Origin of the sequence: Meiothermus sp. CFH 77666, assembly GCF_017497985.1 — a bacterium.
In the GTDB taxonomy this organism is placed as follows: domain Bacteria; phylum Deinococcota; class Deinococci; order Deinococcales; family Thermaceae; genus Meiothermus.
This window is the reverse complement of sequence record NZ_JAGDFV010000016.1, coordinates 12,716-35,949: the sequence shown is the minus strand read 5'-3', so window position 1 is coordinate 35,949 and position 23,234 is coordinate 12,716. Positions and strand designations below refer to the sequence as shown.

26 protein-coding genes are annotated in these 23,234 nt (G+C 61.2%); 15 read left to right on the top strand and 11 right to left on the bottom strand.

Going from position 1 to position 23,234, the window contains the following annotated elements:
• Positions 1–211 precede the first annotated feature (211 nt).
• The 6 genes from J3L12_RS09660 (at position 212) to J3L12_RS09635 (ending at position 3,573) form a co-directional block, all read left to right on the top strand.
• Complete coding sequence (locus J3L12_RS09660) at positions 212–1,426, top strand: MFS transporter (RefSeq protein WP_243455115.1); 1,215 nt, start codon at positions 212–214, stop codon at positions 1,424–1,426.
• A gap of 54 nt (positions 1,427–1,480) precedes the next feature.
• Entirely contained in the window at positions 1,481–1,795 is a 315-nt protein-coding gene (locus tag J3L12_RS09655) for a YbaB/EbfC family nucleoid-associated protein (RefSeq protein WP_208014846.1), read from the top strand.
• A gap of 61 nt (positions 1,796–1,856) precedes the next feature.
• Entirely contained in the window at positions 1,857–2,444 is a 588-nt protein-coding gene (recR, locus tag J3L12_RS09650; protein WP_208014845.1) for a recombination mediator RecR, read from the top strand.
• A gap of 142 nt (positions 2,445–2,586) precedes the next feature.
• The gene (locus tag J3L12_RS09645) at positions 2,587–2,919 is read left to right on the top strand and encodes a roadblock/LC7 domain-containing protein (RefSeq protein WP_208014844.1); all 333 of its coding nucleotides are present in this window, start codon (positions 2,587–2,589) and stop codon (positions 2,917–2,919) included.
• Positions 2,920–2,929: 10 nt separating this feature from the next.
• A complete protein-coding gene (locus J3L12_RS09640; RefSeq protein WP_208014843.1) occupies positions 2,930–3,283 on the top strand; it encodes a roadblock/LC7 domain-containing protein in 354 nt (117 codons plus the stop codon).
• On the top strand, positions 3,280–3,573 hold the full coding sequence (locus tag J3L12_RS09635; RefSeq protein ID WP_208014842.1) for a DUF3467 domain-containing protein: 294 nt from the start codon (positions 3,280–3,282) through the stop codon (positions 3,571–3,573). Before J3L12_RS09640 ends, J3L12_RS09635 begins: the two co-directional genes overlap by 4 nt.
• Positions 3,574–3,742: 169 nt before the next feature.
• On the opposite strand, the gene J3L12_RS09630 is transcribed toward J3L12_RS09635, so the two are convergent.
• The 3 genes from J3L12_RS09630 to J3L12_RS09620 are packed head-to-tail and all read right to left on the bottom strand — an operon-like array spanning position 3,743 to position 6,726.
• Positions 3,743–5,593 carry a S9 family peptidase gene (locus tag J3L12_RS09630; RefSeq protein ID WP_208014841.1) on the bottom strand — a complete coding sequence of 617 codons (1,851 nt, stop codon included), beginning with the start codon at positions 5,591–5,593 and terminating at the stop codon, positions 3,743–3,745.
• A 25-nt stretch (positions 5,594–5,618) separates the two neighbouring features.
• Positions 5,619–6,095 carry a methylated-DNA--[protein]-cysteine S-methyltransferase gene (locus J3L12_RS09625; RefSeq protein ID WP_208014840.1) on the bottom strand — a complete coding sequence of 159 codons (477 nt, stop codon included), beginning with the start codon at positions 6,093–6,095 and terminating at the stop codon, positions 5,619–5,621.
• 1 nt (position 6,096) lies between these two features.
• The gene (locus J3L12_RS09620) at positions 6,097–6,726 is read right to left on the bottom strand and encodes a TetR/AcrR family transcriptional regulator (RefSeq protein ID WP_208014839.1); all 630 of its coding nucleotides are present in this window, start codon (positions 6,724–6,726) and stop codon (positions 6,097–6,099) included.
• Between the two features lie 218 nt (positions 6,727–6,944).
• Here J3L12_RS09620 and J3L12_RS09615 point away from each other — a divergent pair, with 218 nt between their 5' ends.
• Both J3L12_RS09615 and J3L12_RS09610 read left to right on the top strand, forming a co-directional pair.
• Positions 6,945–8,072 carry a phospholipase D-like domain-containing protein gene (locus J3L12_RS09615; protein WP_243455114.1) on the top strand — a complete coding sequence of 376 codons (1,128 nt, stop codon included), beginning with the start codon at positions 6,945–6,947 and terminating at the stop codon, positions 8,070–8,072.
• A gap of 67 nt (positions 8,073–8,139) precedes the next feature.
• On the top strand, positions 8,140–8,718 hold the full coding sequence (locus J3L12_RS09610; RefSeq protein ID WP_208014838.1) for a Maf family protein: 579 nt from the start codon (positions 8,140–8,142) through the stop codon (positions 8,716–8,718).
• A gap of 358 nt (positions 8,719–9,076) precedes the next feature.
• Here the strand turns inward: J3L12_RS09610 and J3L12_RS09605 are convergent, their stop codons facing one another.
• Complete coding sequence (locus J3L12_RS09605; protein ID WP_347708876.1) at positions 9,077–9,685, bottom strand: ArsR family transcriptional regulator; 609 nt, start codon at positions 9,683–9,685, stop codon at positions 9,077–9,079.
• Between the two features lie 19 nt (positions 9,686–9,704).
• Positions 9,705–10,754 (bottom strand): Mrp/NBP35 family ATP-binding protein, encoded by a 1,050-nt coding sequence (locus J3L12_RS09600; RefSeq protein WP_208014836.1) that lies wholly within the window; start codon positions 10,752–10,754, stop codon positions 9,705–9,707.
• Between the two features lie 221 nt (positions 10,755–10,975).
• Here J3L12_RS09600 and J3L12_RS09595 point away from each other — a divergent pair, with 221 nt between their 5' ends.
• From J3L12_RS09595 to J3L12_RS09575, 5 genes are all read left to right on the top strand, one after another.
• On the top strand, positions 10,976–11,614 hold the full coding sequence (locus J3L12_RS09595) for a GGDEF domain-containing protein (protein WP_347708878.1): 639 nt from the start codon (positions 10,976–10,978) through the stop codon (positions 11,612–11,614).
• A 470-nt stretch (positions 11,615–12,084) separates the two neighbouring features.
• On the top strand, positions 12,085–12,552 hold the full coding sequence (locus tag J3L12_RS09590; protein WP_208014834.1) for an NUDIX domain-containing protein: 468 nt from the start codon (positions 12,085–12,087) through the stop codon (positions 12,550–12,552).
• 8 nt (positions 12,553–12,560) lie between these two features.
• Complete coding sequence (locus J3L12_RS09585; protein WP_208014833.1) at positions 12,561–13,298, top strand: hypothetical protein; 738 nt, start codon at positions 12,561–12,563, stop codon at positions 13,296–13,298.
• Positions 13,295–15,922 (top strand): valine--tRNA ligase, encoded by a 2,628-nt coding sequence (locus tag J3L12_RS09580; RefSeq protein ID WP_208014832.1) that lies wholly within the window; start codon positions 13,295–13,297, stop codon positions 15,920–15,922. Before J3L12_RS09585 ends, J3L12_RS09580 begins: the two co-directional genes overlap by 4 nt.
• A gap of 2 nt (positions 15,923–15,924) precedes the next feature.
• Positions 15,925–16,593, top strand: a complete 669-nt coding sequence (locus tag J3L12_RS09575; protein WP_208014831.1) for a hypothetical protein — start codon at positions 15,925–15,927, stop codon at positions 16,591–16,593.
• Here J3L12_RS09575 and recJ read toward each other — a convergent pair.
• The 4 genes from recJ to rocF form a co-directional block, all read right to left on the bottom strand.
• Positions 16,551–18,518 (bottom strand): single-stranded-DNA-specific exonuclease RecJ, encoded by a 1,968-nt coding sequence (gene recJ, locus J3L12_RS09570; RefSeq protein WP_208014830.1) that lies wholly within the window; start codon positions 18,516–18,518, stop codon positions 16,551–16,553. The two genes, J3L12_RS09575 and recJ, sit on opposite strands and share 43 nt — an antisense overlap.
• Before the next feature lie 84 nt (positions 18,519–18,602).
• Positions 18,603–18,914 carry a lipopolysaccharide assembly protein LapA domain-containing protein gene (locus J3L12_RS09565; RefSeq protein ID WP_208014829.1) on the bottom strand — a complete coding sequence of 104 codons (312 nt, stop codon included), beginning with the start codon at positions 18,912–18,914 and terminating at the stop codon, positions 18,603–18,605.
• A 168-nt stretch (positions 18,915–19,082) separates the two neighbouring features.
• Positions 19,083–19,784 carry a 1-(5-phosphoribosyl)-5-[(5-phosphoribosylamino)methylideneamino]imidazole-4-carboxamide isomerase gene (gene hisA / locus J3L12_RS09560; RefSeq protein WP_208014828.1) on the bottom strand — a complete coding sequence of 234 codons (702 nt, stop codon included), beginning with the start codon at positions 19,782–19,784 and terminating at the stop codon, positions 19,083–19,085.
• Positions 19,785–19,819: 35 nt separating this feature from the next.
• Positions 19,820–20,716: an arginase gene (rocF, locus tag J3L12_RS09555; RefSeq protein ID WP_208014827.1), complete on the bottom strand. Its 897-nt coding sequence runs from the start codon at positions 20,714–20,716 to the stop codon at positions 19,820–19,822.
• 204 nt (positions 20,717–20,920) lie between these two features.
• On the opposite strand from rocF, the gene J3L12_RS09550 reads away from it, so the two are divergent.
• Positions 20,921–21,475, top strand: a complete 555-nt coding sequence (locus J3L12_RS09550; protein ID WP_208014826.1) for a DUF177 domain-containing protein — start codon at positions 20,921–20,923, stop codon at positions 21,473–21,475.
• A gap of 66 nt (positions 21,476–21,541) precedes the next feature.
• The gene (locus J3L12_RS09545; protein WP_208014825.1) at positions 21,542–22,267 is read left to right on the top strand and encodes a CHAD domain-containing protein; all 726 of its coding nucleotides are present in this window, start codon (positions 21,542–21,544) and stop codon (positions 22,265–22,267) included.
• 492 nt (positions 22,268–22,759) lie between these two features.
• On the opposite strand, the gene J3L12_RS09540 is transcribed toward J3L12_RS09545, so the two are convergent.
• On the bottom strand, positions 22,760–22,840 hold the full coding sequence (locus J3L12_RS09540) for a 30S ribosomal protein THX (protein ID WP_114799484.1): 81 nt from the start codon (positions 22,838–22,840) through the stop codon (positions 22,760–22,762).
• Positions 22,841–22,849: 9 nt separating this feature from the next.
• Positions 22,850–23,143: a 30S ribosomal protein S20 gene (rpsT, locus tag J3L12_RS09535; RefSeq protein WP_208014824.1), complete on the bottom strand. Its 294-nt coding sequence runs from the start codon at positions 23,141–23,143 to the stop codon at positions 22,850–22,852.
• Positions 23,144–23,234 lie beyond the last annotated feature (91 nt).

The following is a 23,234-nucleotide window of genomic DNA, read 5'->3' as shown; positions in this document are numbered from 1 at the left end:
AAGGAACGGGGTTCAGTTTAGTTTGGCATGAGTTTTCGGCTTTCGGCCCTGGCTATCGCGGCGTGTGGGGGTTCATCAAAGCTGATTCTCCAGGTGCCTAGCCACAAATAGCATGGTTCTGGACAGCACAGGAGCCGCCAAATGCGTGGACACATGGGCATCACAGCTACTCTGTACTCAGTACATATTTACGATAAAGGATTGACTCGTTATGATTGGGCAACTTATGTGGAGCGTATTAAAGCAAACCGGATTTCGCTGGCTGTTCGCATCCGTCCTGGTGTCGCTGGTTGGCAGCAAGATTCACCGCATCGCTCTCTTGTTTGTGGCCTATCAGGAAACCCAGAATGCGGTCTGGGTCTCGCTGATTCTGGGTGCCCAGTTTGTAGCCAGCGCAGTGCTGGGGCCGTTATTAGGGCCTCTGTCCGACCGTTACGACCGCCGGACTCTGCTGGTTCTTTCAGACCTGGCCCGGGCTCTCCTGGTCGCCTGTATCCCGCTTTTTGCTATTGGCTCCATGCCTCTCCTGATGATCATCGCATTTCTGATGGCCGCCTTTGAGTCGGTACATTACTCGGCCAGCAACAGCGCCATCCCCGATATGGTGCCCGAGTCGGAGCTGGACGAGGCCAACGGTCTGATGAACTTTGCCAATCGTTTTGCCGACGTGACCTTTGTAGCCCTGGCCGGTGTGCTGGTTGCCAATGTGGGGCCAGCCCCGGCCTTCTGGATTGATGCCACTACTTACCTGATATCCGCCGTGCTCCTGACCCTTTTACCCCCACTTCCTGGCAAGGCAGGCAAGGGCAACTATTTTGCCGCCGTAGCGGAGGGTCTACGCCCGTTGTGGCGAAATCCCACCCTGAGCAGAACCATCGGAACGCTGGCTCTGGCTGCCGCTTTCGGCTCGGTGGAGGCCGCCCTGGGGATTGTGTATGCAGTGGGTGCTCTAAAAATTGGAGTGCAGGGGTTTGGCGTACTCGAGGCCCTGATGGCCGGCGGAGCCATCCTGGGCCTGTTCATCACCATGCCCCTGATCAAACGCCTGAGCCGCGAGACAGTGTTCCTGCTGGGACTGGGCACCTGGGGACTCTTTCTGGCCTCTACCGGGCTCTTTCCCTTTCCCATCTGGGCCGGCGTTGCCATGGTGGCTTTGGGTATATTGAACAGCATGTTTATCATACCGGCCCGCTCGATCATTCAACTGGCAGCTCCCACTGAGTTGCGAGGACGCATCATGGCTGCTTTTGGGGCTACCATGCAAAGCGCCGTACTGATGGGTACTTTTTTGGCAGGGGTTCTGGAGCCACGCCTGGGGGTACTGACGGTATTGATCTTGTCTGGCTTCGCGGTATTCCTGGCGGTGCTGGTAGTTCACCTTCGAGGCGGTATCCCGCATCAAACCAGTCAATCTGAACCGGGGTGATGGCATGGGGCGCTGCTTGATGCCATAATGTTGGATGTTGTGGTGGAGGCATAGATGAACATCCAGAAAATCATGAAAGAGGCCCAGAAGGCCCAGAAAAAAGCCGCCGAAGTTCAAGAAAGGCTGGGCAGCATGATGGTGGTGGGCAGTGCGGGCGGAGGTATGGTCGAGGTCACGTCTAATGGCCACGGGCAAATTGTGGGGGTCAAGCTCAAACCCGAAGCAGTGGACAAGGACGACCTCGAGGCCCTCGAAGACCTGCTCCTGGTCGCCATCCAGGACGCGCAAAAAAAGGCCCACGACCTTTCAGAAAAAGAAATGAGCCGCGAGCTCGGCGGCATTGGCAGCATGCTGGGGGGAATGTTCTAAGCTGGCTGATAGCTTATAGCCAGTAGCAAATGGCTAAAGTCTATCGGCTATCGGCCTTGCTATGCGCTACCCCGAGCGGCTCCTCCGACTCATCCGTGCGCTTGCTGGCCTGCCAGGCATAGGCCCTAAAAGCGCCCAGAAACTTGGGCTATTCCTGGTACAAAACCCCGATATCGCGAGCGATTTGCGGGACAGCCTGGAAGCGGCCCAGGCTCTGCACCCCTGCCCTAAGTGCGGCAACCTGGCCGAAGACGCGCTCTGCCCTATCTGCGCCGACCCCGAGCGCGACAAGACCGTGATCTGTGTGGTCGAGACCATCTCCGACCTGATGGCCATCGAGCGCAGCGGCGAGTACACCGGCCTCTACCACGTGCTGGGCGGTGCTCTCAACCCCTTAGAGGGGATCGGGCCCGAACAGCTTAATCTGGAAAGGCTTTTCGCCCGCCTGGAAGGCGTGAACGAGGTCATCCTGGCTACCGGCATGACCGTGGAGGGCGAGGCCACCGCCAGCTATCTGGCCGAGCGGCTGAGCCAGCAACACATCCGCTCGACCCGACTGGCCTATGGCTTGCCGGTGGGGGGGAGCCTCGAGTACGCCGACGAAGTAACCCTGGCCAGGGCCCTGGAGAACCGCCGGGGCTACCAGTAAAAGAAGCGCCTCCATGCCAGCCGTTCCGCACTGGCCGACCCTCTTCGTTTTCACGTAACGCTTTGCTGTGCAGTTGGGCAAAACCCGGACAGAGGCTGTGCTAGGCTAGAATCCGTATGTATTGGGACGATTGGGGGGGCAGATGAAAATGCTCGAGACCCTGGTATCGCTGGGTGTTCGGCAAGCCATTTTGACCAGCCAGGATGGCCTGGTAATCGAAAGCGCTGGCAAGGAGACCCCAGAGCCCGAGCTGCTGGCTGCCGAGCTGGCAACCCTGGCCAGGGCCAGCCGCACCCTGACTAAAAGCCTGGGAGGCGACCTCCGGCGCTTCACCATCGCTACTGAACACCGGGAAATTCTGGTGGTGGTTTTTGGTGGCTATTTTCTGGGAGCCGTGGTCGAGAAGGGTGCCGATCGCAAGAGCATCGGCAATGAGCTTTCCCGCCTCGCGCTACGTTTGGCGCAAACCATCTAGGAGTCAAGCTATGGTTCAAGAAATACTGAGCGAGTTGCAGGTCACCAAGGGGGTGTTGGCCTCAGCCCTGGTGGCCGAGGATGGCTTCGTGGTTGAGAGCCTGCGCGCTGACCAGGCCCCCGATGTGGATTTTCTGGGTGGCGCCGCCTCCACAGCACTGGCCTCTGCCCGGGCCCTGTCCCAGGAACTGGAGCGCGGCGAGGTGGAAGAGGTCATGGTAGAGTACCCCGAGGGACCAGTGCTACTGGTTCCACTCGAGGATGGGTACTTGCTGGTGGTGCTGATGGATTCCATGCAAAGTCTGGGCCGGGTGCGCTTTCAGCTTAAGAAAAGTATCCCACGCCTCCAGGAGGCTTTATCGTGAGTGACGTTTCTCAAGTACCGGAGCTACGTGTAGATATTGACCGCGAGACTGCTCTTGGCAAATACGCCAATTTCGCCATCTTTTCGCACCAGAAAAACGAGTTCTATCTCGACTTTGCCCTGATGCAACCTGGCGGACAGCCCAATCAGGTCGTAGCCGTGGTCACCAGTCGAGTGATTACCAGCCCTCAACACGCCAAGGCCCTGCTACGCAGCCTGGCCGAGAACATTCAGCGCTACGAGGAAACCTACGGGGTCATCCCCGAGGCCATGGACACAACCAAAGCCTGAACCCACAGGATTCACAAAGGAGGCGGGAAGATCCCGCCTCCTTTGCTGGCCAATGCAGCCCCCAGGCCTCGAGGCGGTCATGGCATCGCATTACAGCGCTCTTTAAAAACGTGGCCATCCACGAAAGCGAGAATGCGTCTGGATCCATACGTGAAGAGCACGCTACTCGTTACAAATACGCCCTGAACCACTCCAGATAAGCATTCAATCGAGCAATGCGGCGGTCCGGGCGACCCGAGCGGCTCAGCTCGTGGCCCTCTTCGGGCACTCGTAAAAACCGGGTGGGCACCCCTTTTTGCAGCAAAACCGTGTACCAGGTCTCGCCCTGGTCTATAGGGCAGCGGTGATCCTGTTCGGAGTGCACCACCAGGGTGGGGGTTTGCACCTGATGCGCCAGCGAGAGCGGGCTTTTTTGCCAGAGCACCTCGGGGTTCTCCCAGGGTCTGGCCCCCAGTTGCAGATAGGTAAAGCGCGGCCCAATGTCGGAAGCGCCAAAAAAGCTCGTCCAGTTGCAGATGCTCCGGTCGGTCACGGCGGCTTTGAATCGGGTCGGGTGCCGGGCGGTGAGCCAGTTGGTCATGTAGCCCCCGTAGGAACCCCCCGCCACCGCCACCCGGCGGGCATTCAGGGGAAACTGCGCCAGCACATAATCCAAAAAACCCAGCAGGTCTTGCTCGTCAATATCGCCCCAGCGCCGGCCCAGCTCCACATAGTCCTGACCGTAGCCCGTCGAACCCCTGGGGTTGCAGTAGGCCACGGCAAAGCCAGCAGCCCGGAAAAGCTGCAACTGCAGCATCAGGGCATTGCCAAAAGCAGTGTGGGGGCCGCCGTGAATGTACAGAATTACGGGATGGGGGCCCTCGCCTTCGGGCAGCAAGACCCAGCCCTGCACGGTATGGCCCTCAGGTGCAGGGTAGCGCACCTCCTGCGGGGTGGGCAGTTCGGGCAACACACCCGCGTTAGGGTCGAAGAGTATATCTCCCCGGCGGGTCAGGCAAGCGCCGTGGGTGAAATTTTCCGAGAGGGTGTAGAGGTCGTTGCCGCAGAAGGCAAAGCCCAGGATGTTGAATTCCGGTGGGCTAAAAAACCGGGCCTCTCCCCCCAGGGTCACCGCCAGCAGGCGGGCCGAACCCTGGTGGGTGACCACCACGTACACCCGCCCATCGGGCCCCACCTTGGGGGTTTGTACCCCGTTGCCAATACGCATATCCGAGTTGACTGAGTTGAGGAATGAACCCTCGGCCAGCAGGCGAATATTTCCGTCCAGCCTCCGGTAGTAGAGTCTGGACTCGGTACCTCCCCCTCGTTCCCAGGCATGAGCCAGGTAGACCAGCCCCCCATCCGGGGTGGGCTCGAGGCCGCTAATGGGCCCCACCCCTCCGAAGAGCTCGTCTATCTGCCCGTCCAAACCCACGTGATAGGCCCGTTGAACCCAGCTCCAGCGCTCCTGGGGGGAACCCGAAGCGGTGAAGTACAGCCCAGTGCCCACCGCGTTCCAGATCACCTCTTCGACATCCTGAGCAAGCTGAACCAGCGGTCTTGTGGCCCCGCTTTCCCACAGCCAGAGCTCCCGGGGCTGCCCCGGCAACAAACCCCTGGCATCGAATTTGACCGGCCAGGTTTCGTAGATGCGGGGTTCGTCGGGTTTGGGCGGCTCGTAATCGCCTCGGGTCAGCAGGGCAATCCGGCTGCCATCGGGGCTCACCTTGTAGCCCTCCACCCCTGCCTTGAAGTGTGTGAGCTGCTCGGCCTCGCCCCCCGAGAGGGGCAGGCGAAAAAGCTGGGGCGCTTTGTCCACCTTGCGGGTGAAGTAAAGGTAGTTGCCCCGCCAGAAGGGCGCTCTGGCCTCGCCCTGGGTGAGCAAACGCATCTCCCCATCCCACATGGCCAGGCGGGAGCGGTAACGGGGGGGCTCTTTCTCGGGGCGCTCGATGTCGGTGTAAACAAAAAGGGGTTTGCCACCGGGGCCTTCGGTCAGGTCGGATAGGAAGCGAAGCTGATACAGTAGCTCAGGCGTCACCCCAATACTCTACCTGACCGGCAGGTCAGTAAGACAGGCTGTCCTTCTGCTTCGGACTCTCAAACTGTAGCAACCACGCCTTCACACCCTCTCGGCCCGCAAACCCGCCCAGCCTCCCGTCGGCATGAATCACCCGCTGGGCCGGAATCACCAGAAAAAAGGGGCAGGCCCGCATACCCGCCCCCACCGCCCTAGGGGTCAGGCCGCACAGGCGCCCCATCTGGGCATAGCTGCGGGTTTCTCCAGGGGGGATGCGCCGAACTTCTTCGTAGAGGGCTACCCGTCGGGGGTCGGAATCGGCATAGTCCAGGGGTATATCCGAAAAAGTTTCCCCCTCTCCGGCAAAATAGCGTTCTACCCGGCGGGCCAGGCCATGCAGGAGCCGGTTGGGGCGCTCCGGAAAGCCCTCACCCAGCACCAGCAACTCCACCGATAGGAGGGCCTGGTGGCTGGCCCTAGCAAAAAGAGGGCCAATGGGCGTGGGAATCAGCAAGCTGTACATTTCAGGACTTAGCAGCCTTTTCCCGCTTGCCGGTCTCGCGGGCTACGGCCCCTTCCAGCATCAGGTTGAGAAACTTGGTCATCTCTTCCTTGAGCCGCCGCCCCGGGGTATAGGCCGCCCAGCGCAACGCCGATAGCAGGTACACATCGGCAATCGAGCGGGAGATGCGCTCGAGCGACATATCTTCCCGCAACTTGCCTTGCTGCTTGAGTGGGCGCAGGATATCGGCAATCAGATCGCCCAGAGGCAAAGCCTCGAAGGCGGCCTTGGCCCGCTCGGGGTCGGGGTTCAAAAGCTCGTAGGCCAGGGGCGAGAGCAGTACCCGTTCCCGTTCACTCACCTCGGCCAGTCGATCCCACAACCGGCGCAAAACCTCGAGGGGAGGCTCTCCCTGACTTAACTCGGCCAGGGCCTGTTCACGCAACTCGCTCAGCAGTTGCGCCCCGAAATCGAGCAATACGGCTTCTTTGTAGGCGTAGTAATTAAAAAATGTACCGCGCGATACGTGCGAGGCTTTGGCAATATCGGTGGCGGTGGTCTGGTGAAACCCCTTCTCCCGGAACAGGTTGATAGCAGTGCGGAAAATGCGATCACGGCGGCGCAACTTTTGCCTTTCCCGAAGATTGAGCATGATGAGATTGTACCCAAGTCCAATAACTTGCGCTAGTCACCTTTGAGCTACCATAAAGCTGCTAGAGCAATCTAATACCTCGATGGGTACGTGAGCAGGGGCTTGAGCTTCGTTTCAGTTGTCCGCCAACTGCGAGCCACGAGCCATAAGCCTTTTCGAGGTCAAACTTCCTCTTGCATCAACAAATTCCGCATCGCGTTGTACAGTAGACATCTGCTATGCGTCACCATCCCGTTTTCAGCCTGCTGCCCAGCATGTGGCGCTTGCTCCGACCCAGGGGGCGGGGCCGAGTCCGCCGAAGCGGCGACCGAATCTGGCTTTTTCTGCTTTTGCTGGGGGTAGTGGGGTATTTTGTCTGGGATACCTACTTTCGCCCGATTCCCCAGGTTTACAAAGCCGCGGGGGGCCTCGAGCTCTACTTTGCTCCCGCGCAGGGCCGCGAGGCCAAAAGCCGCCTGCTGGGCCTGATTAACTCCGCCCAAACCCGGATTGAGGTGGCTACCCTCGAGCTCGAAGACCGCGAGATCGGCCAGGCCCTGGTTCGGGCTGCCGCCAGGGGAGTGCGGGTACGGCTCTTTAGCGATTCCGATTACCACCGTGAAGTCCGCGAAAGTCTGGGCGTTAGGAGCAGCAACCAGGCCCGTTGCGAAACCCTGCAGCGGGTGCAGGTCTGCTACGATAGCCGCAACAACGCCCTGATGCACCACAAGTTTGTGCTGATTGACGACTTAGGGGTCTGGACCGGCAGCACCAACCTGACCTGGAATGCCTTTGAGCGCAACAACGAAAACAGCCTGTGGCTACCGGTGCGGGGTCTGGTGGAGGTATACCGGGCCGAGTTCGATACCATTTTCGCCGGCCAGGAAAGCGGGCTGGGCCGCTCCGAGCGCTTCCAGATTGGCTCCACCGAAGGCACCGTCTACTTTAGCCCAGCAGGAGGCCGCGAGGGTCGGGGTGCTATCCTCGACTTGCTAAAGCGCGCCAATCGGGAGATCTGGATTGCCGCCTTTGTCCTGACCGACACCCGCATGGTCGAGGCGCTGGTGCAAGCCCACCGGCGCGGGGTTCGGGTACGGGTGGTGATTGATGCGCGGAACCTGGAAAACTCACGGGACGAAACCTTGAAGCAAGCTGGAATTGAGGTACGCAAGGACGGCAACCCCTACACCATGCACCACAAAGTGATGGTGGTGGACGGTGAGTGGGTGGTCACGGGCAGCTACAACTTCACCAACTCCGGTTTTGGCCGTAACAACGAAAACCTGCTCATTTTGCGCGACAGCGCCCTGGCCCAGCGCTACCAGCGTGAGGTGGAGGCCACCTGGCGCGCTGGAACCCGTTTGTAGGCAGGTTCAGCCTCACACAACCCATGCGAAACGCCCCAGCACCCCCATCCCCTACCCCCCAGCTCCCATGACTACCCTGCCCACCCTGATTCTGGCCTCGCAGAGCCCCCGCCGGGCTGAGCTACTACAGCGGCTGTCGTTGCCCTTTGAGGTACGCCCTGCCGATATAGATGAAGAGGCTTTGGGGCACCTCGAGCCCGCTCCCATGGCCGAAGCCCTGGCCGCCCGGAAAGCCCAGACCATCTGGCAGCCGGGACAGTGGGTACTGGCTGCCGATACCGTGGTGGCAATAGGCAACGAGACCCTGAGCAAGCCGCAGGACGTCGAAGAAAACAAGGCCTTCTTGCGCAGGCTTTCGGGCCGCACGCACACGGTTTATACGGGCTTTGCCATCCAGCAGCCCGAGGGGCGCCTGCACAGCGAAGTGGTCGAAGCAAAGGTTGCCTTTCGGGTTTTGCAAGAGTGGGAGCTCGAGTGGTATGCCGGTAGCGGCGAAGGGCTGGACAAGGCCGGAGGGTACGGGGCCCAGGGCCTGGGAATGGTGCTTATAGAGCGCATTGAGGGCGATTTTTACACGGTGATGGGACTGCCGGTGAGCCGGGTCTGGCAACGCCTTTTTGAGCTGGGTTATTTGGGTCAGCGCTGAAGCAGGATTCTACACTGCGAGGCAGAAATACGCCAGCATCAAAGCAAAGCCCCAGGCTCTTATCATTTGCTTGGAAGCATTGGTTGCAGCCCCCTCACTCAGCGCACCGGGTTGCTATTAAGTTGCGCCTGTATAAGGTTTAGAGATGAATCAAGGCTACGCTAGAAAATCATGCTCCCGGCGCAATACCCGAATGATTTTCGATCATGCCATTATCCAAAAACATGGGCGGGAGGTACTTAGAAGTGTCCTGTTCGGCAAAATGAGCGCCAAGCTAACCGATGGTGTAGCCACCCTCTCCCACAGGGGAAGAGGGAAAGGGGAAAACGACAAAAGCCTGGCATAGCCCACCTCGCTCCTACCTTGATTCTGGCAGCGCATCAATGCGGTAACGGCAGCAATCGTCTCCGGCAGCAATGCGCTTCTCGCGCACCACCGGAACACCCAGCAGTTTCTTGTACATTTCGAGTTCGGTATGGCAGAACTCACCGTGCTCCATCGAGAGGGCCAGCTTGGGGCAACGACCCTGCTCCAGATACCAGGCCCCGTTTTCAAAGTAAAAACGGGCCTGATAGCCTTGTTCGGTAAGAAATTCGGACAGGCGGTAGATTTTTTGCTCGAGGCTCAGCCCCTCCAGGTGGGGGGCCAGTTCCTCGAGCAGCTTGTTGTTGCGCCGGGTGAGAACCTCCAGCACCAGCCCTTCGCCAAAAAGCTCCTTGAGGTGGGTGAGCACATCGGCGCACATGCGGGCGTAGGGGGCTTGATCGTCCACGGCCTGGTAAACCTGCTTGGGGCGGCCCCGGCCCTCGTTTTTCTCCAGGCGGGCCCGCACCAGACCCTCGCGCTCGAGGTCTTCCAGGTGCCGGTGCACCGCTACCTTGGAGATGCCCAGCGACTCGGCCAGCGAACCCGCACAACTCGACCTGGAGCGCAGGGTCTCGAGGATACGCAGTTTGGTTTCACCCATTCCCAAGGCCATAACACCCCTATGCCATCGGCAGCAACAGGTAAGACTGCACCGACAACTGGCCCGCCAGATTCCGCGCCGCCTGGCGGAAGGCTTCGGCTTCGGGTGACTGTGGGGCGCCAACCACCACCGGCACGCCGCTGTCCCCCCCCTCGCGCACCGAGAGCGCAATGGGAATCTCGCCCAGGAAGGCGGCCTTGTACTGCTCGGCCATCTTACGGCCCCCGCCCTGTCCAAAGATGTAGGTTCTCTGGCCGTTTTGCTCAAAGTAGGACATGTTTTCAATCACGCCCAGGATATTCACCTGCACCCGCTTGAACATGTCCACCGCCCGCTCGGCATCAATCCGCGCCACGTCCTGCGGGGTGGTAACGATCAGCCCCCCGGAGAGCCGGGTGAGCTGGGATAAGGAGAGCTGCACGTCCCCCGTACCGGGCGGCAGGTCGATAATCAGATAATCGAGATCGCCCCAGGCTACTTCCTGAAGGAATTGCTTGATGGTGCCATGCAAAATGGGGCCGCGCCAGACCATGGCCTGACCCGGCGGGACAATGTTGGCAATGCTGATGAGCTTGATGCCATAGCGCTCCAGAGGCACCATCCGCTTCTGCTCGTCCACCCTCAGCTTGCTGCCCTGGGTGCCAAACATCTGGGCCTGGCTGGGGCCGTAGATATCGGCATCCAGCAAACCCACGCGGGCGCCCTCCTGGGCCAGGGCAATGGCCAGGTTGGCAGCAACGGTGCTCTTGCCCACCCCTCCCTTGCCCGAGGCGATGGCCACAATGTGCTTGATCCCCGGCAGGGGCAGGTTCTGTGGGGCCCGCACCTGGGCGCCAAAGTGCACTTCAATCTCGGCAGCACCAATCTTGCCGATGGCCGAGCGCACATCCCCCTCAATCTGCTCCTTGAGCGGACAGGCTGGGGTGGTCAGGTTAATCTTGACGGCGACCCTGGCTCCATCTACCACAATTTTTTCGACCATTCCCAGCGACACCAGATCCTTGTGAAGCTCGGGGTCGTTGACGGTTTTTAAGGCTTCCAATACCAGGACTTCGGTAAGTGCACTCATCCCGCCTACAGATTATGCCTGGAAAGGCTCTGATGAACGGGGTTAGGGTCACATTACCGGGGAAGCAAAATACAATTTGTCAATCCACCAAGCGGTGGATAAGCACAAGAAACGCCCTCTAAGGGCGTGATGGTCAAATTGCACAAGCCCTCTCCCCAAGGAACTCTATAATCCGCAGCAGGATGAGCACCGACAAGCTACGGGATGAGGATTTGAAACTGGTGCAACTGCTCGAGCAGATGCGCACCCAGATTGAGCATTCCAGTGGCAGCCTGGAATCCCTCAAGCTGGCCCTCGAGGCAGCCCAGCGCCTGCTCGAAGAGCGCAACCAGAGCCTCCTCAATGCCCGCAGCCCCCTGCTGGAGGGCTACAGGGCCGAAGAAGACGACAAACTTACCGGGCTGCCCAGCCAAGCCGCTTTTGAAAAAGCCCTCGAGCGGGTTTTCGCCAGCGGAGAGACTTTTACCGTAGTGACCTTCGACCTCGATGGCTTCAGGGAAATTAACGAGCGCTTCGGTCTGGCAACTGGAGACGAGATTCTGCGCAGAATAGGTCAGTTGGTGCGCAAAGCCCTGCGGGCCTCGGATGTAGCAGGCAGAATCGGCGGGGAGGAGTTCGCCCTGATTCTGCGCGGTATCACCGGCGACCGGGCTTTTGGGGTGTGCGAGCGGCTGCGGGTCGCGGTGCTCAAATACCCCTGGCATCAACTGCACCCTGAGCTCAAGGTGACCATCAGCCTGGGCTTCGCAGGCCGCGACAACGAGCCCACTGCCCGGGAGGTGCTGGCCCGCGCCGACCGTTTTCAGGCTGAGGCCAAAAGCTCGGGCCGTAACCAGACCTTCCCGGGCCTGTATTACTAGCACGGAGTGAGCCCCCATGACCGGCCACGCCAGGAACCCCTTCAAGAATCTTCGGCTTCCCACGGAACTCAAGGACAAAGGCTTGGTTCGCTACGTTGTCTCGCTCGTTTCGGCGCTGTTGTTTTTGGGCTGGCTGATACTGGAACTGACCCTGGGTTCCTGATCCCAAACCACCCCCGGATTGAGGTATACTGCGTAGGCATTGACCGGGAGGAGTAGGTTTTTCGCATCCCCCAGAGAGGATGCTCCATCGGCTGAAAGGGCATCCGGGCACTGCACAAACCGAACGTCGCCCGCGAGCATGCAGGAAGAAACCCTTTTTGGAGCGTAGAGCCTGCCGGGGGTGCCCGTTACAGCACATATGAGCGCCGATGGCGTGTCTGGTGTCCAGTGTCCAGAGCCTGAGTTCAAAGCCCTCGACCCAAGGCCCCATCGGAAGCGCGGTGGTACCGCGGGGCAAACCCTCGTCCGTGCAGCAAGGTCTGCACGGTGTTTTTAATGGAGGAAACATGAGGGAGCAAAAGGCAGCGATCCACATCACCAAAGGCGAGCAACTGTATGTGTTTCGCCATGCCGACCCGGAACCGGGCTTCCAGGTACCGAAAGGGAGCATTCAATCGTGGGAAACACCGCTACAAGCTGCTGTGCGCGAAGTCTGCGAGGAATCGGTATTGCGTTTTGAACACCTCCATTTTCTGGGTGAAATCCAGATGACCCATACCTCCCGGTACGGCGAACACTGGCGTGTATTCTGGGCCGAGGCGCTCGAAGGTACGTCCGAGGCCTTCGAGCACAAAGTCACCGGCGAAGGCGAGGATCGGCGCACGACCTTTTTCTACTTGCTCACCCCCCTGACCGCCCCAATACTGGACTGGAACATGGGGGTGCTGCAGCACCGTATCCCTGGCAAAACCACCGCAAAATTTGTAGAACTGTAGGAGCCGTTATGAACGAAATTCCCAAGGAATGGCAGCTCGAGCCCCACTACATGCCCACCCTGCTGTGGTTCAGCCGGAAACCCCAAACCCGTGTAGTACTGGGCAAGGAAATAACCTCGGAGGAGTCCAAGAGCTATCCGGGCTGGTATTTCGTGCAACGGGGCGACAGGATGCGAATGGTAGACAGCCTCGAGGAGGCCCTGGCAGAGCTTAAGTCGCGCATCAAGCACGGAAACCTGGGCGACTTGCTGGGTAGTCCAACGCCTTATCAAACCAGCAAAAGCGAACGCAAGCGGATGCTGGCAGAGCTTCTGGAAGCCCCCATCGTCACCCCCCCACCGAACTATGACCCCGACCGCGATAAGCCCCTCACCCTGCTCGAGCGCAAATGGGAGCTGGGGGAGTATTTGTTGGTGGCTTTCATCGAGTACGCCTGCTTTCGCCCGGAGTTCCACACCTATTTTAACGCTGCCAACAACCCCATGCGCAGTCTGGTCGGGAAGGTCTGCACCCTGCAAGCGGCCACCCAGGCCGACCTCGAGCGCGAAGACGAGGACGAAGACTTCGAGGCCGAATGGAAGGAGCTTTCGGTGGGGACGGTGCACCTCGAGGGCAACCGACTCACCGTGGGCTTCTGGAGCCACACCTTCAGGGCCGATACCCTGGTGTTCGGGGTGGCCTTTGAGGAAGCCACTTTCGAGGACGAAAACATGAGTTATTACTTGAGTACCAAGGTGCAAAGATGACCCAAACCAAAGAACTGCCCAAAACCTACGACCCCCAAACGGTGGAACCCCGCTGGGCCCAGGAATGGGCCAGCAACCCCCTCAAGCCCGAGCTTAATGCCGGCAAGGGCAAAGGCCCCTTTACCATCGTGATTCCCCCGCCCAACGTGACCGGCAACCTGCACCTGGGGCACGCCCTGGACAACACCATCATCGACACCATCATCCGCTTCAAGCGCATGCAGGGCTACGAGGCTTTGTACCTGCCCGGCACCGACCACGCCGGCATTACCACCCAGGTGCTGGTGGAAAAGGAGCTGGCCCAGGAAGGGCTTTCCCGCCACGACCTGGGGCGCGAGCAGTTTTTGGAGCGGGTCTGGGCCTTCAAGGAGAAAAACGGCGGCACCATCCTGTACCAGCTGCGCCGCATCGGGGCCTCCTGCGACTGGAGCCGCGAGCGCTTTACCATGGACGAGGGGCTCTCCCGCGCGGTGCGGCGGAGCTTTGTGGCCTACTACCACCAGGGCCTGGCCTACCGGGGGAAGCGCATCGTGAACTGGGACCCGGTGGCCCAGACCGTGGTGAGCGACCTCGAGGTCAACGTGGAGCCCACCCCCGGCAAGCTCTACACCCTGGCTTACCCGCTGGAGCAGGGAGGCGAGGTTCAGATTGCCACCGTGCGCCCCGAGACCATCTTTGCCGATGTGGCCATCGCGGTGAACCCCACCGACGAGCGCTACCGGCACCTCGTGGGCCAGAAGGCCCGCATCCCCCTCACCGAGCGCTACATTCCCATCATCGCCGACGAAGCGGTCTTGACCGACTTCGGCACCGGGGCGCTGAAAATTACCCCGGCCCACGACCCCACCGACTTTGAAATTGGGCAGCGCCACGGCCTGGAGATGCCCAGCGTGATTGACTTGCAAGGCCGCCTTACGGGAGAGCTGGTGCCCGAAGCCTTCCGGGGAATAGAGCGCTTCCAGGCCCGTAAAGCCGTGGTGCAGGCCCTGGAAGAGGCCGGTCACCTCCGCGAAATCCGGGACTACACCATTGCCCTGGGCTACTCCGAACGCACCAAGGCCCCGGTGGAGCCTATGCTGCTGGAGCAGTGGTTTGTGCGTATGAAGCCGGTGGCCGAAAAAGTGCTGGCGGGCCTGGACAAAGGCGAGATGCGCTTTGTGCCCGAGCGCTGGGAGAAGGTCAACCGCGACTGGCTCGAGAACATCAAGGACTGGGCGGTGGCCCGGCAGCTCTGGTGGGGCCACCAGATTCCGGCCTGGTACGACGAGGCGGGCAACGTGTATGTGCCCGACCTGGAGAACCCCGATCTCGACTGCGACCAGGACCCCCGCTACGCCCACCTGAACCTGCGGCGCGACCCGGACGTGTTCGACACCTGGTTCAGCTCGGCCCTCTGGCCCTTCTCCACCCTGGGCTGGCCCGATGAGACCGCAGACCTGAGCAAGTACTACCCCACCGACGTGCTGGTGACCGGCTACGACATCATCTTTTTCTGGGTGGCCCGGATGCAGATGTCGGGCTATCAGTTCACCGGAAGGGCTCCTTTCCATACCATCGTGCTGCACGGGCTGTACCTGGATGCCAGGGGCCAGAAGATGTCCAAGAGCAAGGGCAACGGCATTGACCCCCTCGAGCTGATCGACAAATACGGGGCCGACGCCTGCCGCTTCGCCTGGGACTACCTGGCCACCGGCGGCCAGGACATCCGCCACGACGAACGCCGCTACGAGCAGGGGCGCAACTTTGCCAACAAGCTCTATAACGCCACCCGCTTTGTGCTAATGCAGCGCAGCCCGGAGAACGCCTTGACCAGCCCCGCACCACAGGCCACAAGCCACCTCCCCACCCTGGCCGACCGCTGGATGACCTCCCGCCTCAACCGGGGTATCGCCGAAATCACCGAAGCCTACGAAGCCTTCGACCTGGGCCGGGCCGCCCGGCTGGTGTACGAGCTGGTCTGGAGTGAGTTCTGCGACTGGTACCTGGAGGCTGCCAAACCTGCCCTGCGCGAGGGCAACCAGGCCACCCGCCAGACCCTGGAGTCCACCCTGGCGACGCTGCTCAAGCTGCTGCACCCCATCATGCCCTTCATCACCTCGGAGCTGTACGAAACCCTGACCGGCGACCCCCGGCAACTGGCCCTGCAGGACTGGCCCACCGCCGGTGAGCGCGACCCAGAGGCCGAGAAAGCCTTCGAGACCCTGCAAGAAACCATCACCGCCACCCGCAACCTGCGGGCCGAGTTGGGCATTGCCCCGCAGCAAGAGGTAGCGGTGCAGCTAGAAGGCCCAGGGGCCCAACTGGTGATGGAAAACCTGGCCCTGTTCCGCTTCCTGGGCCGGGCCGAAGCCTCGCTGGGCAGCCCCGAAAAAGCCATTGCCCTGGTGACCCCCAGCACTACCGTGTACCTCCAGCCCGAAGGCGACCTGAGCAGCTTTCTGAAGCGCCAGAAGAAGCGGCTGGCCGAGCTGGAAAAGCAGGTCGAACAGGGACAGAAAAAACTGGCCAACCCTGGCTTTGTCGAGCGGGCCGACCCGGCGGTGGTGCAGGCCGAGCGGGAGCGGCTGGCCGAGAATATGGCTCAACTGGAGCGCATCCGGCAAAACCTGACGCGGCTGGGGTAGCCGTGGAGCCGGGTTTCAAACTCCCCCCCGGAGGCCGCAAGCGGCTGATTGGCCGCTGGAACACTCTGCTTCAATCGCTGGGGATTGAACCCGGAGCGCATTTCTCCATGCTGGACGACCTGCTCACCCGCCACACCGAGCCGCAGCGCTACTATCACAACCTGGCCCACCTGGACACGCTGCTACAGCTATTGCCCGCCAAACCCCACCTGGAGTTCGCGGTCTGGTTCCACGATGCCGTTTACGACCCCACCCGTGCCGACAACGAGGCCCAGAGTGCAGGGCTAGCCCAGGAAAGCCTGGAGCGCCTGGGAGCAGAACCCTTGCTCATCCAGAAAGTCATGCGCATCATCCTGGCCACGCAAAACCATCAGGCAGACGACCCCGACACCGCTCTGTTCCTGGATGCCGACCTTTCCATTCTGGGGGCCGAACCCAAAACCTACCGGGCGTATGCCCGGGCCATCCGGCAGGAGTACGCCTGGGTTCCCGAGGCGCTGTTCCGGGAGCGCCGTGCGCAGGTGTTGCAAAAGTTCCTGTCCCGTGAGCGCATCTATCAGACCGAAGCCTTCGCGCACCTCGAGCCACCCGCGCGTGAAAACCTGGCACAGGAGCTAGAAACCCTCACTCAACACACCTCGGAGGCACAGCAGGCCAGCGCTTCCCAGTAAAGCCTCAAGCTCTCTCCCAGTTGAGTAGCCTGGCCCAACCGGTAAGCCGCTGCAACCCGTTTACCCAGCGCCCGAACCAGGGGATCGGGGTTTTTTTCCAGGTTGCCCAGGGCTTTGTCCGAGAGGGCAATCTGAACCTTTTCAGGGTACACAGGCCCGCTCGGCAAGCTGAACCAGTAGGCGGCTTCCTCGGGGTTCACCACCGAAGCCCCCCGGCTCTTGAACCAGTCGGCGCCCTCGGCATGTACATATACCGGGGCTCCCTGGGCGACCGCCTGGTGAACCGCTTCGCGCAACGGTACGGGTATGGCCCACCCGGCCCCTCGAGTCCCCTCTGGCCTAGGCGTTGGGCGATAGGCCGCCGCACGCAGCTCGACAGTACGTTCACCGTTCCACTCGTTGAGCATCAGACTGGCGGCCAGGTCGAGTTCATCCGGCAAATTTTCGCCGTTATCGCGCCACTTGATGACCTTGACTCCCTGGAGCCTGAACGACAGGTGCTTGCCCTCACTCAGCATCCGCACCTGCTCCGGCCTGCCCTGCAAGAAAAAGAGCGGCTCGGGGTTGCCCTCGCCCAGAGGCTCTAAAAGCTGCAAGGCCCGCTGTAGCTCCCCCAGGTCTTCCCCATTCAACCAGCCATCCAGCACAATTTCCGGTACCGGTGCTGGAAACTGCGCGGCATATTCCTGAATGGCCGATGTAAAGGCCGGAATTGCCTCTTCTGCAATTGCAAAACCCGCCGCCTGCGCATGGCCCCCAAAGCGCTTCAGGTGTGCCGAAGCGTGGCGCAAGGCCCCCACCGCGCTGATGCCCGGTGTGGAGCGTACCGAGCCCTTGCCGTCGGCGATGATGAAGACCGGTTTGTAGTAGCGCTCGAGCACCCGGCTGGCCACAATGCCCATCACGCCCGGATGCCCCTCTGCATCGTGGATGACCAGCGCCGGACGGGTGGCGTCAATGGTGGGCCAGATGCGCTCAAGCATCTGTTCTTCGATGCGCTGCCGTTGCAGGTTGAGCCGGGTGAGGTGCTCGGCTAAAGGGCGGGCCTGAAGCATGTCCTGGGTGGTGAGAAGTTGCAGGGCTACCTCGGCCTGGCCCAGCCTCGAGGCCGCGTTGATGCGGGGCGCTATACGAAAGGCAATCTCGCTGGCGCTAAACTCGCGGCAGTGCTCGGCGGCCAGCACCTTTAGGCCCAGGTTGGCGGAACTGCGGAGTCGGCGCAGGCCTTCCTGAACCAGGGCCCGGTTGAAGCCCTGTAAGGGGGCTACGTCGGCCACTGTGCCGATGGCGGCCAGGTCGGCATATTCCAGGGGCGGGTCGTGGCCCAATAGTTCGTAGACCTGCCACAACAGCAGGAAGGCCACACCTGAGCCGGTGGGGTGGGCCTGGCCTTTCAGGCGGGGCGTGAGGGCCGGGTGCACAATCAGACCCGGCGGTGGGGTAGCACCGGGCGAGTGGTGGTCGGTCACCAGTACCGAGACCCCATTCTCTACCAGTTCTTTCAGCTCGGCATGGTTGGTGATGCCACAGTCCACAGTGATAAAGAGATCGCAGGCTTCCAGGTGCTCCGGCACCCGATCCATCAAGACCCCGTAGCCCTCGCCCAGGCGGTGGGGAATGAAGGCATGGATATCGGCCCCCAGCTTTCCCAGTCCATTCAGCAAAACCGCCGTGCCGGTGAGGCCGTCGGCGTCGTAGTCGCCGTGTACCCGGATGCGCTGGCGTTTGTCCAGGGCCTCGATAATCCGCCGGGCGGCCTGTTCGAGCCCCTCGAGGGGCAGGCGTTCCAGGGGGGGCTCGAGGTCTTCCTTACGGCGGAACCCCCGGTTCCAGAGCACCGCCGCGGCCAGGGGCGAGATGTCCAGTTGCTGTATCAGGGGGCGAAGCTCAGAAATAGGGGGCCATTCACGGAATTTCCAGATCATCCAGGGTCTCCTTCAGGGCAGCACCTTGGGCCGAAGGCTGAAAACCAAAAGCAAATCAATACAGGGGGCAAACCTGCCGGGCCCTCAGGGCAGCCGGTCGGGGATGACCGGGGTTTCCTCGGGGTGTTGCTTTTTGAGGGCCTCGAGTTCACTCCGAACCTGGCGCAGTTCCCGGTTGCGCTTGCTCAGGGCCGCCCGGGCGTTCACCCAGCCGGTTAGGACATACAATCCCATCACGGCCAGCCCCAGCCCAAAGGCCCCCAGCAACAGGAAAGCCAGGTGCACCTGGCCCCAGGGTGTGCCCAGCAACAGCCCCGGTTCCAGCGCATACAAAGCCCCGGTGGCTGCCGCGACCACCAGTGCAATCAGGAAAGCCAGCCCATTCAGGACTTTCATAACAGAAGTTTACCCCAGGGCTCAAAGGGCGGCATAAGGGAGGTCATTCCATAACACTTGCCATACCCCAGGAGGTAGGAGGCAGGGAGTAGGGTGCAGACGTTGAAAACTACCACCCACCCCCATCTCGTGTGGTGCTGAAATTTGGCCAAACACCTAAAGTCCGCATCAAACCCACTTCTTCAGGTCAATCCGGCCCTCGTAAAGGGCTTTGCCGGTAATGGCCCCCTCCACCCCCAGGTTTTGCAGACCCTCGAGGTCGGCGTCCGAGGCAATGCCCCCCCCTGCAATCAGGAAGCCCGGCCAGGCCGCGCGAACCTTCCGCACCACCTCGAGGTCGAGCCCGGCCAGGGTTCCATCCCGCCGTACATCGGTGTAAATCAGGGTACGAACCCCCATGTCCCACATCCGCAGGCTCAGGTTCTGCACCTGTAGGGCCGTGCCCTCTGCCCAGCCCGAGACCACGACCTCGAGGCCCCTGGCGTCCAGGCTCACCACCACCCGCTCGGCCCCAAACTCCCCTAGCATACGACCCAGCACTTCCGGTGCCTTGACGGCCACGGTGCCCACCACTACCCGGCTGGCCCCCAGGGCCAGCACCTCCCGGGCCGCCTCCACACTGCGAACCCCACCCCCCACCTCAAACGGGATGGCAATGGATCGCGCAATCTCACGCAGCACCGCCCGGTTTTCCCCCCGGCCTGTAGCGGCATCGAGGTCTACCAGGTGCAGCATCCGGGCGCCCTGCCTTTGCCAGTGCAGAGCGGCCTCCACCGGGTTTTCGTAATAGACGGTTTCCTGGTTGGGGTCGCCTTCCAACAGGCGCACCGCCCGTCCGGACTGGATATCTACGGCTGGAATCACCCACACGGGGGGATTGTATCAGGCCCGGGAATACCGCACCATCAATAAATCTTCTTGCCCAGCAGGCTGCTGGCGAGCTCGACCATCATCCGGGCGGTGCGGTTGGCAATGTCCAGGATGGGGTTCACCTCCACCAGATCCAGGCTGGTGACGATGCTGGCGTCGGCCAGCAGTTCCATCAGCAGGTGGGCCTCGCGGTAGGTCAGGCCCCCGGCCACCGGCGTACCGACCCCCGGCGCAATTTCGGGGTCCAGCACGTCGGCATCGAGGGAGACATGCACCTTGGCAAAACCGCGAAACTTTTCCACCACCGCCTGGGCGATGGCCGGAATGCCCCTCACATCCACTTCCTTCATGGTGAATACCGTGACCCCCCGCTCGCGCAGCAGCCTGACCTCCCCCGCATCCAGGCTACGAATCCCGATCAGCACCACATCCTCGGGCCGTACCTTGGCCCCAGGGTAGCCCAGGTTCACCAGGCGGGGGTCGCCCAGACCGCACAGGTGGGCCAGGGGCATCCCGTGAATGTTGCCGCTGGGGCTGGTTTCGGGGGTGTTGAAATCGGCGTGGGCATCCACCCAGATCACCCCAATGCGCTCCCCCCGGCTGGCCCCCGTGACCGAACCCATGGCGATGGAGTGGTCGCCGCCCAGCACGATGGGAAACACCTCGGCGGGCATCTGGCCCAGGGCCTGGCTGGTATCCAGGCAGACTGCCCGGATGGCCTCGAGGTAGCCCATCCCCCCCTGTTCCTTTGGCTGATGGCGCAAACTCTCGACCACCGGCACCTTCATGTCGCCATAATCGTGAACCCGGTGGCCCAGGCCCTCGAGCACCTCCTGCAAGCGCCCGTAGCGAATGGCGCTGGGCCCCATGTCCACCCCACGCCGCCCCTGACCCAAGTCCATCGGAACCCCCACAATACCAATCTGCTTCATACGCCCCCAGTCTACCGTTGGGGGTGGGCCAGAGGCCGTCCAGATCCAGGGGACAAGGGTCAAGTACCGTGAATTTGTCTCGCTTATAGCTTTTGGCGCTTGGCTTTTGTCTATCAGCTATCTGCCACGAAATCATAACCATTGACCCCAAGCCTTTTCGGCGCTAGAGTAAAGAGTTACGCCACAAGCGTAGCCTTGAAGAAGATGAAAGAAATACACATTCAAAGCATCAACCTGTCCCGCCTGATGCGGGAGGGGGGTAGCACGCTGGCCTCCGGCGAGATCCTGAATACCATTGACCTGGAAAGTGAGCACATTGCCCTCGAGGGCCCGGCCAGATGGAAGGTCGGGGTGACCCGGGTGGAGGGTGAAGGCGGGCAGGAGTTCTGGCTATCGGGCGAGATTGCGGGCTATGCTGTTCTGGAGTGTCGCCGCTGCCTGACCCCCACCCCCACCCCGGTACGCGCCCATTTTCAGTACATGCTGCGCTACCAGCCCGGCTTGACGCACCTCGAGGCCATCGAGGAAGACGAGGAAGAAATCCTGCTTTTTGGTCACCCCGATCTCGACCTGGGGCCCTTGTTGAGCGAGGCTTTTGCCCTCGAGCTGCCCTACACCACCCTCTGCAAAGAAGACTGCAAGGGCCTGTGCCCGGTTTGTGGAGCCAACCGCAACGAGGTAGATTGCGGCCACCACGAAGAACCCCAGACCAAACTGTGGGCTGAACTTTCCAGATTGATAGGTGACTTGAAGGACTGATCGGGAACCCCCCAATATCATCCCAAAATCATGGCCCACAACCAGACCCGATGCTAGGCTGGTTCTATGTCGGTTATTGGTCTAGAGCGCTGGCTCCAACACCTGCTTGAACATCTACCCATCGCCCGGGAGGGCCACGACCCCGAGGGCGTGCATCAGGTGCGGGTGGCGGTGCGGCGCTTGCGGGTGTGGCTGCGGCTGGCGGGAATGCGCGTGCTCGAGGACGACCTGGCCTGGTTGGTGCGTGCGGCAGGCCAGGTGCGCGACCTGGAAGTGTTGCTGCAACACCCGAATCTACCCAGGGCTTTCCGAGCCTGGGCCGAGCTTCGGCTAAAACAGGCCCGCACAACATTTGTCCCCCTGCTGGATAGCCCCCGGCTGGCGGGCTTGCTATCGGCCCTTGCCTGCCTGCCCCCGCTGGACGCAAAGGTGGCCGAGTCCCGGCTACCGCGCTTCGTGCAACAGGTGGAGCGCCGGGCCCAGGAATGGCGCAGAGAAGACAGCATCGAGCACCTGCACGCCTTACGCCGGGCCTTGCGGCGTTTGCGCTATGCGCTGGAATGGCTCGAGCAAGATAGCGATACCGTGAAGGCCCTTCAGGAGATTTTTGGGCAGGTAGGCGACCTGAGTTTTACCTTGAATTACCTTGCTGCCTTCGAGGCCGAGGGAGGCCGGGCGCCTGCACGCTACCGCGAACAACTCGAGGACAGCCTAGCCCAGGCTCTCAAGGAAGCCAAACAAGCCTGGAATCACCACCAGGGCGATCTGCGGTCTTTTGCCAAGTCCACATGAACTTCCGCAAGATCGCCCTACCCAGTCGGTAGTTTGACAACGGGTGTGTCCCTGTTTCAACCAGCCTCAACAACCCCAACTCGCCGTGAAACCCCTCTGGATGCCGATCACCATAGCGGCACTGACCTTCCGGCGCAGACCGAGTACCCCTACGGGGGCTTGGATAGAGCTTTGTGCAGCACCCCAAGGGGGATTGACCGTCTGGGTTCATTGGTTGATTTTGGGACACACCCTTTGACAACCTTCTTCTGGATTGCTTCGTCGGCTTTTGGCCTCCTCGCAAAGACGTCGATCCGCTTGAGAGACTGGTTGGTAAGCCTTCTTGCCGACTTTCCCCCCATGCTGTATGGCTCCTTTACGACGCTCCACTACCCACCTACTACCACCTTGGGATAACTGAAAGGTAGTACGCCTGAAGTTGGCCAAGAACTCTTCCAGGAAAGAACAGCGGCCACCCAACCGGGCGGCCACGTGTGAAGAGCGCGATAAAGGTTACTTCTTGCGGGGGCGGTATTTACCGTACGAACCCCGGAAAATTTTGCCACGGCGGGTGCGACGATCACCTTTTCCCATGCTCTACTCCTAGGCTTTGGCTCCACTCAAAAGCTGGCTAACCTTGCTCATCAGGCGCGACTTGCGACGGCTGGCCGCGTTCTTGTGCAGGGTCGAGCCCTTGGCCGCCTTGTCAATCAGGCTTTCGGCGTAACGCATGACCCGGGTAGCCTCGCTGACATTGCCTTCTTTGGCCAGCGCGACGGCTTTTTTGCTGACGGTCTTGATGGCCGACATCTTGGACTTGTTGCGCAGCCGTCTCTTGAGGGACTGGCGGTGGCGCTTCATCGCCGAGGGGTTACGAGCAGTTTTTTTCTGTGCCATAGTTCTCCGTAAGTGCCAGTGGGGGGCTGCACGAAAACCGGCAGCCTCGAGGCAAACCGCTCACAAGTCTAGCATAGTTCCGGGGCCCCTG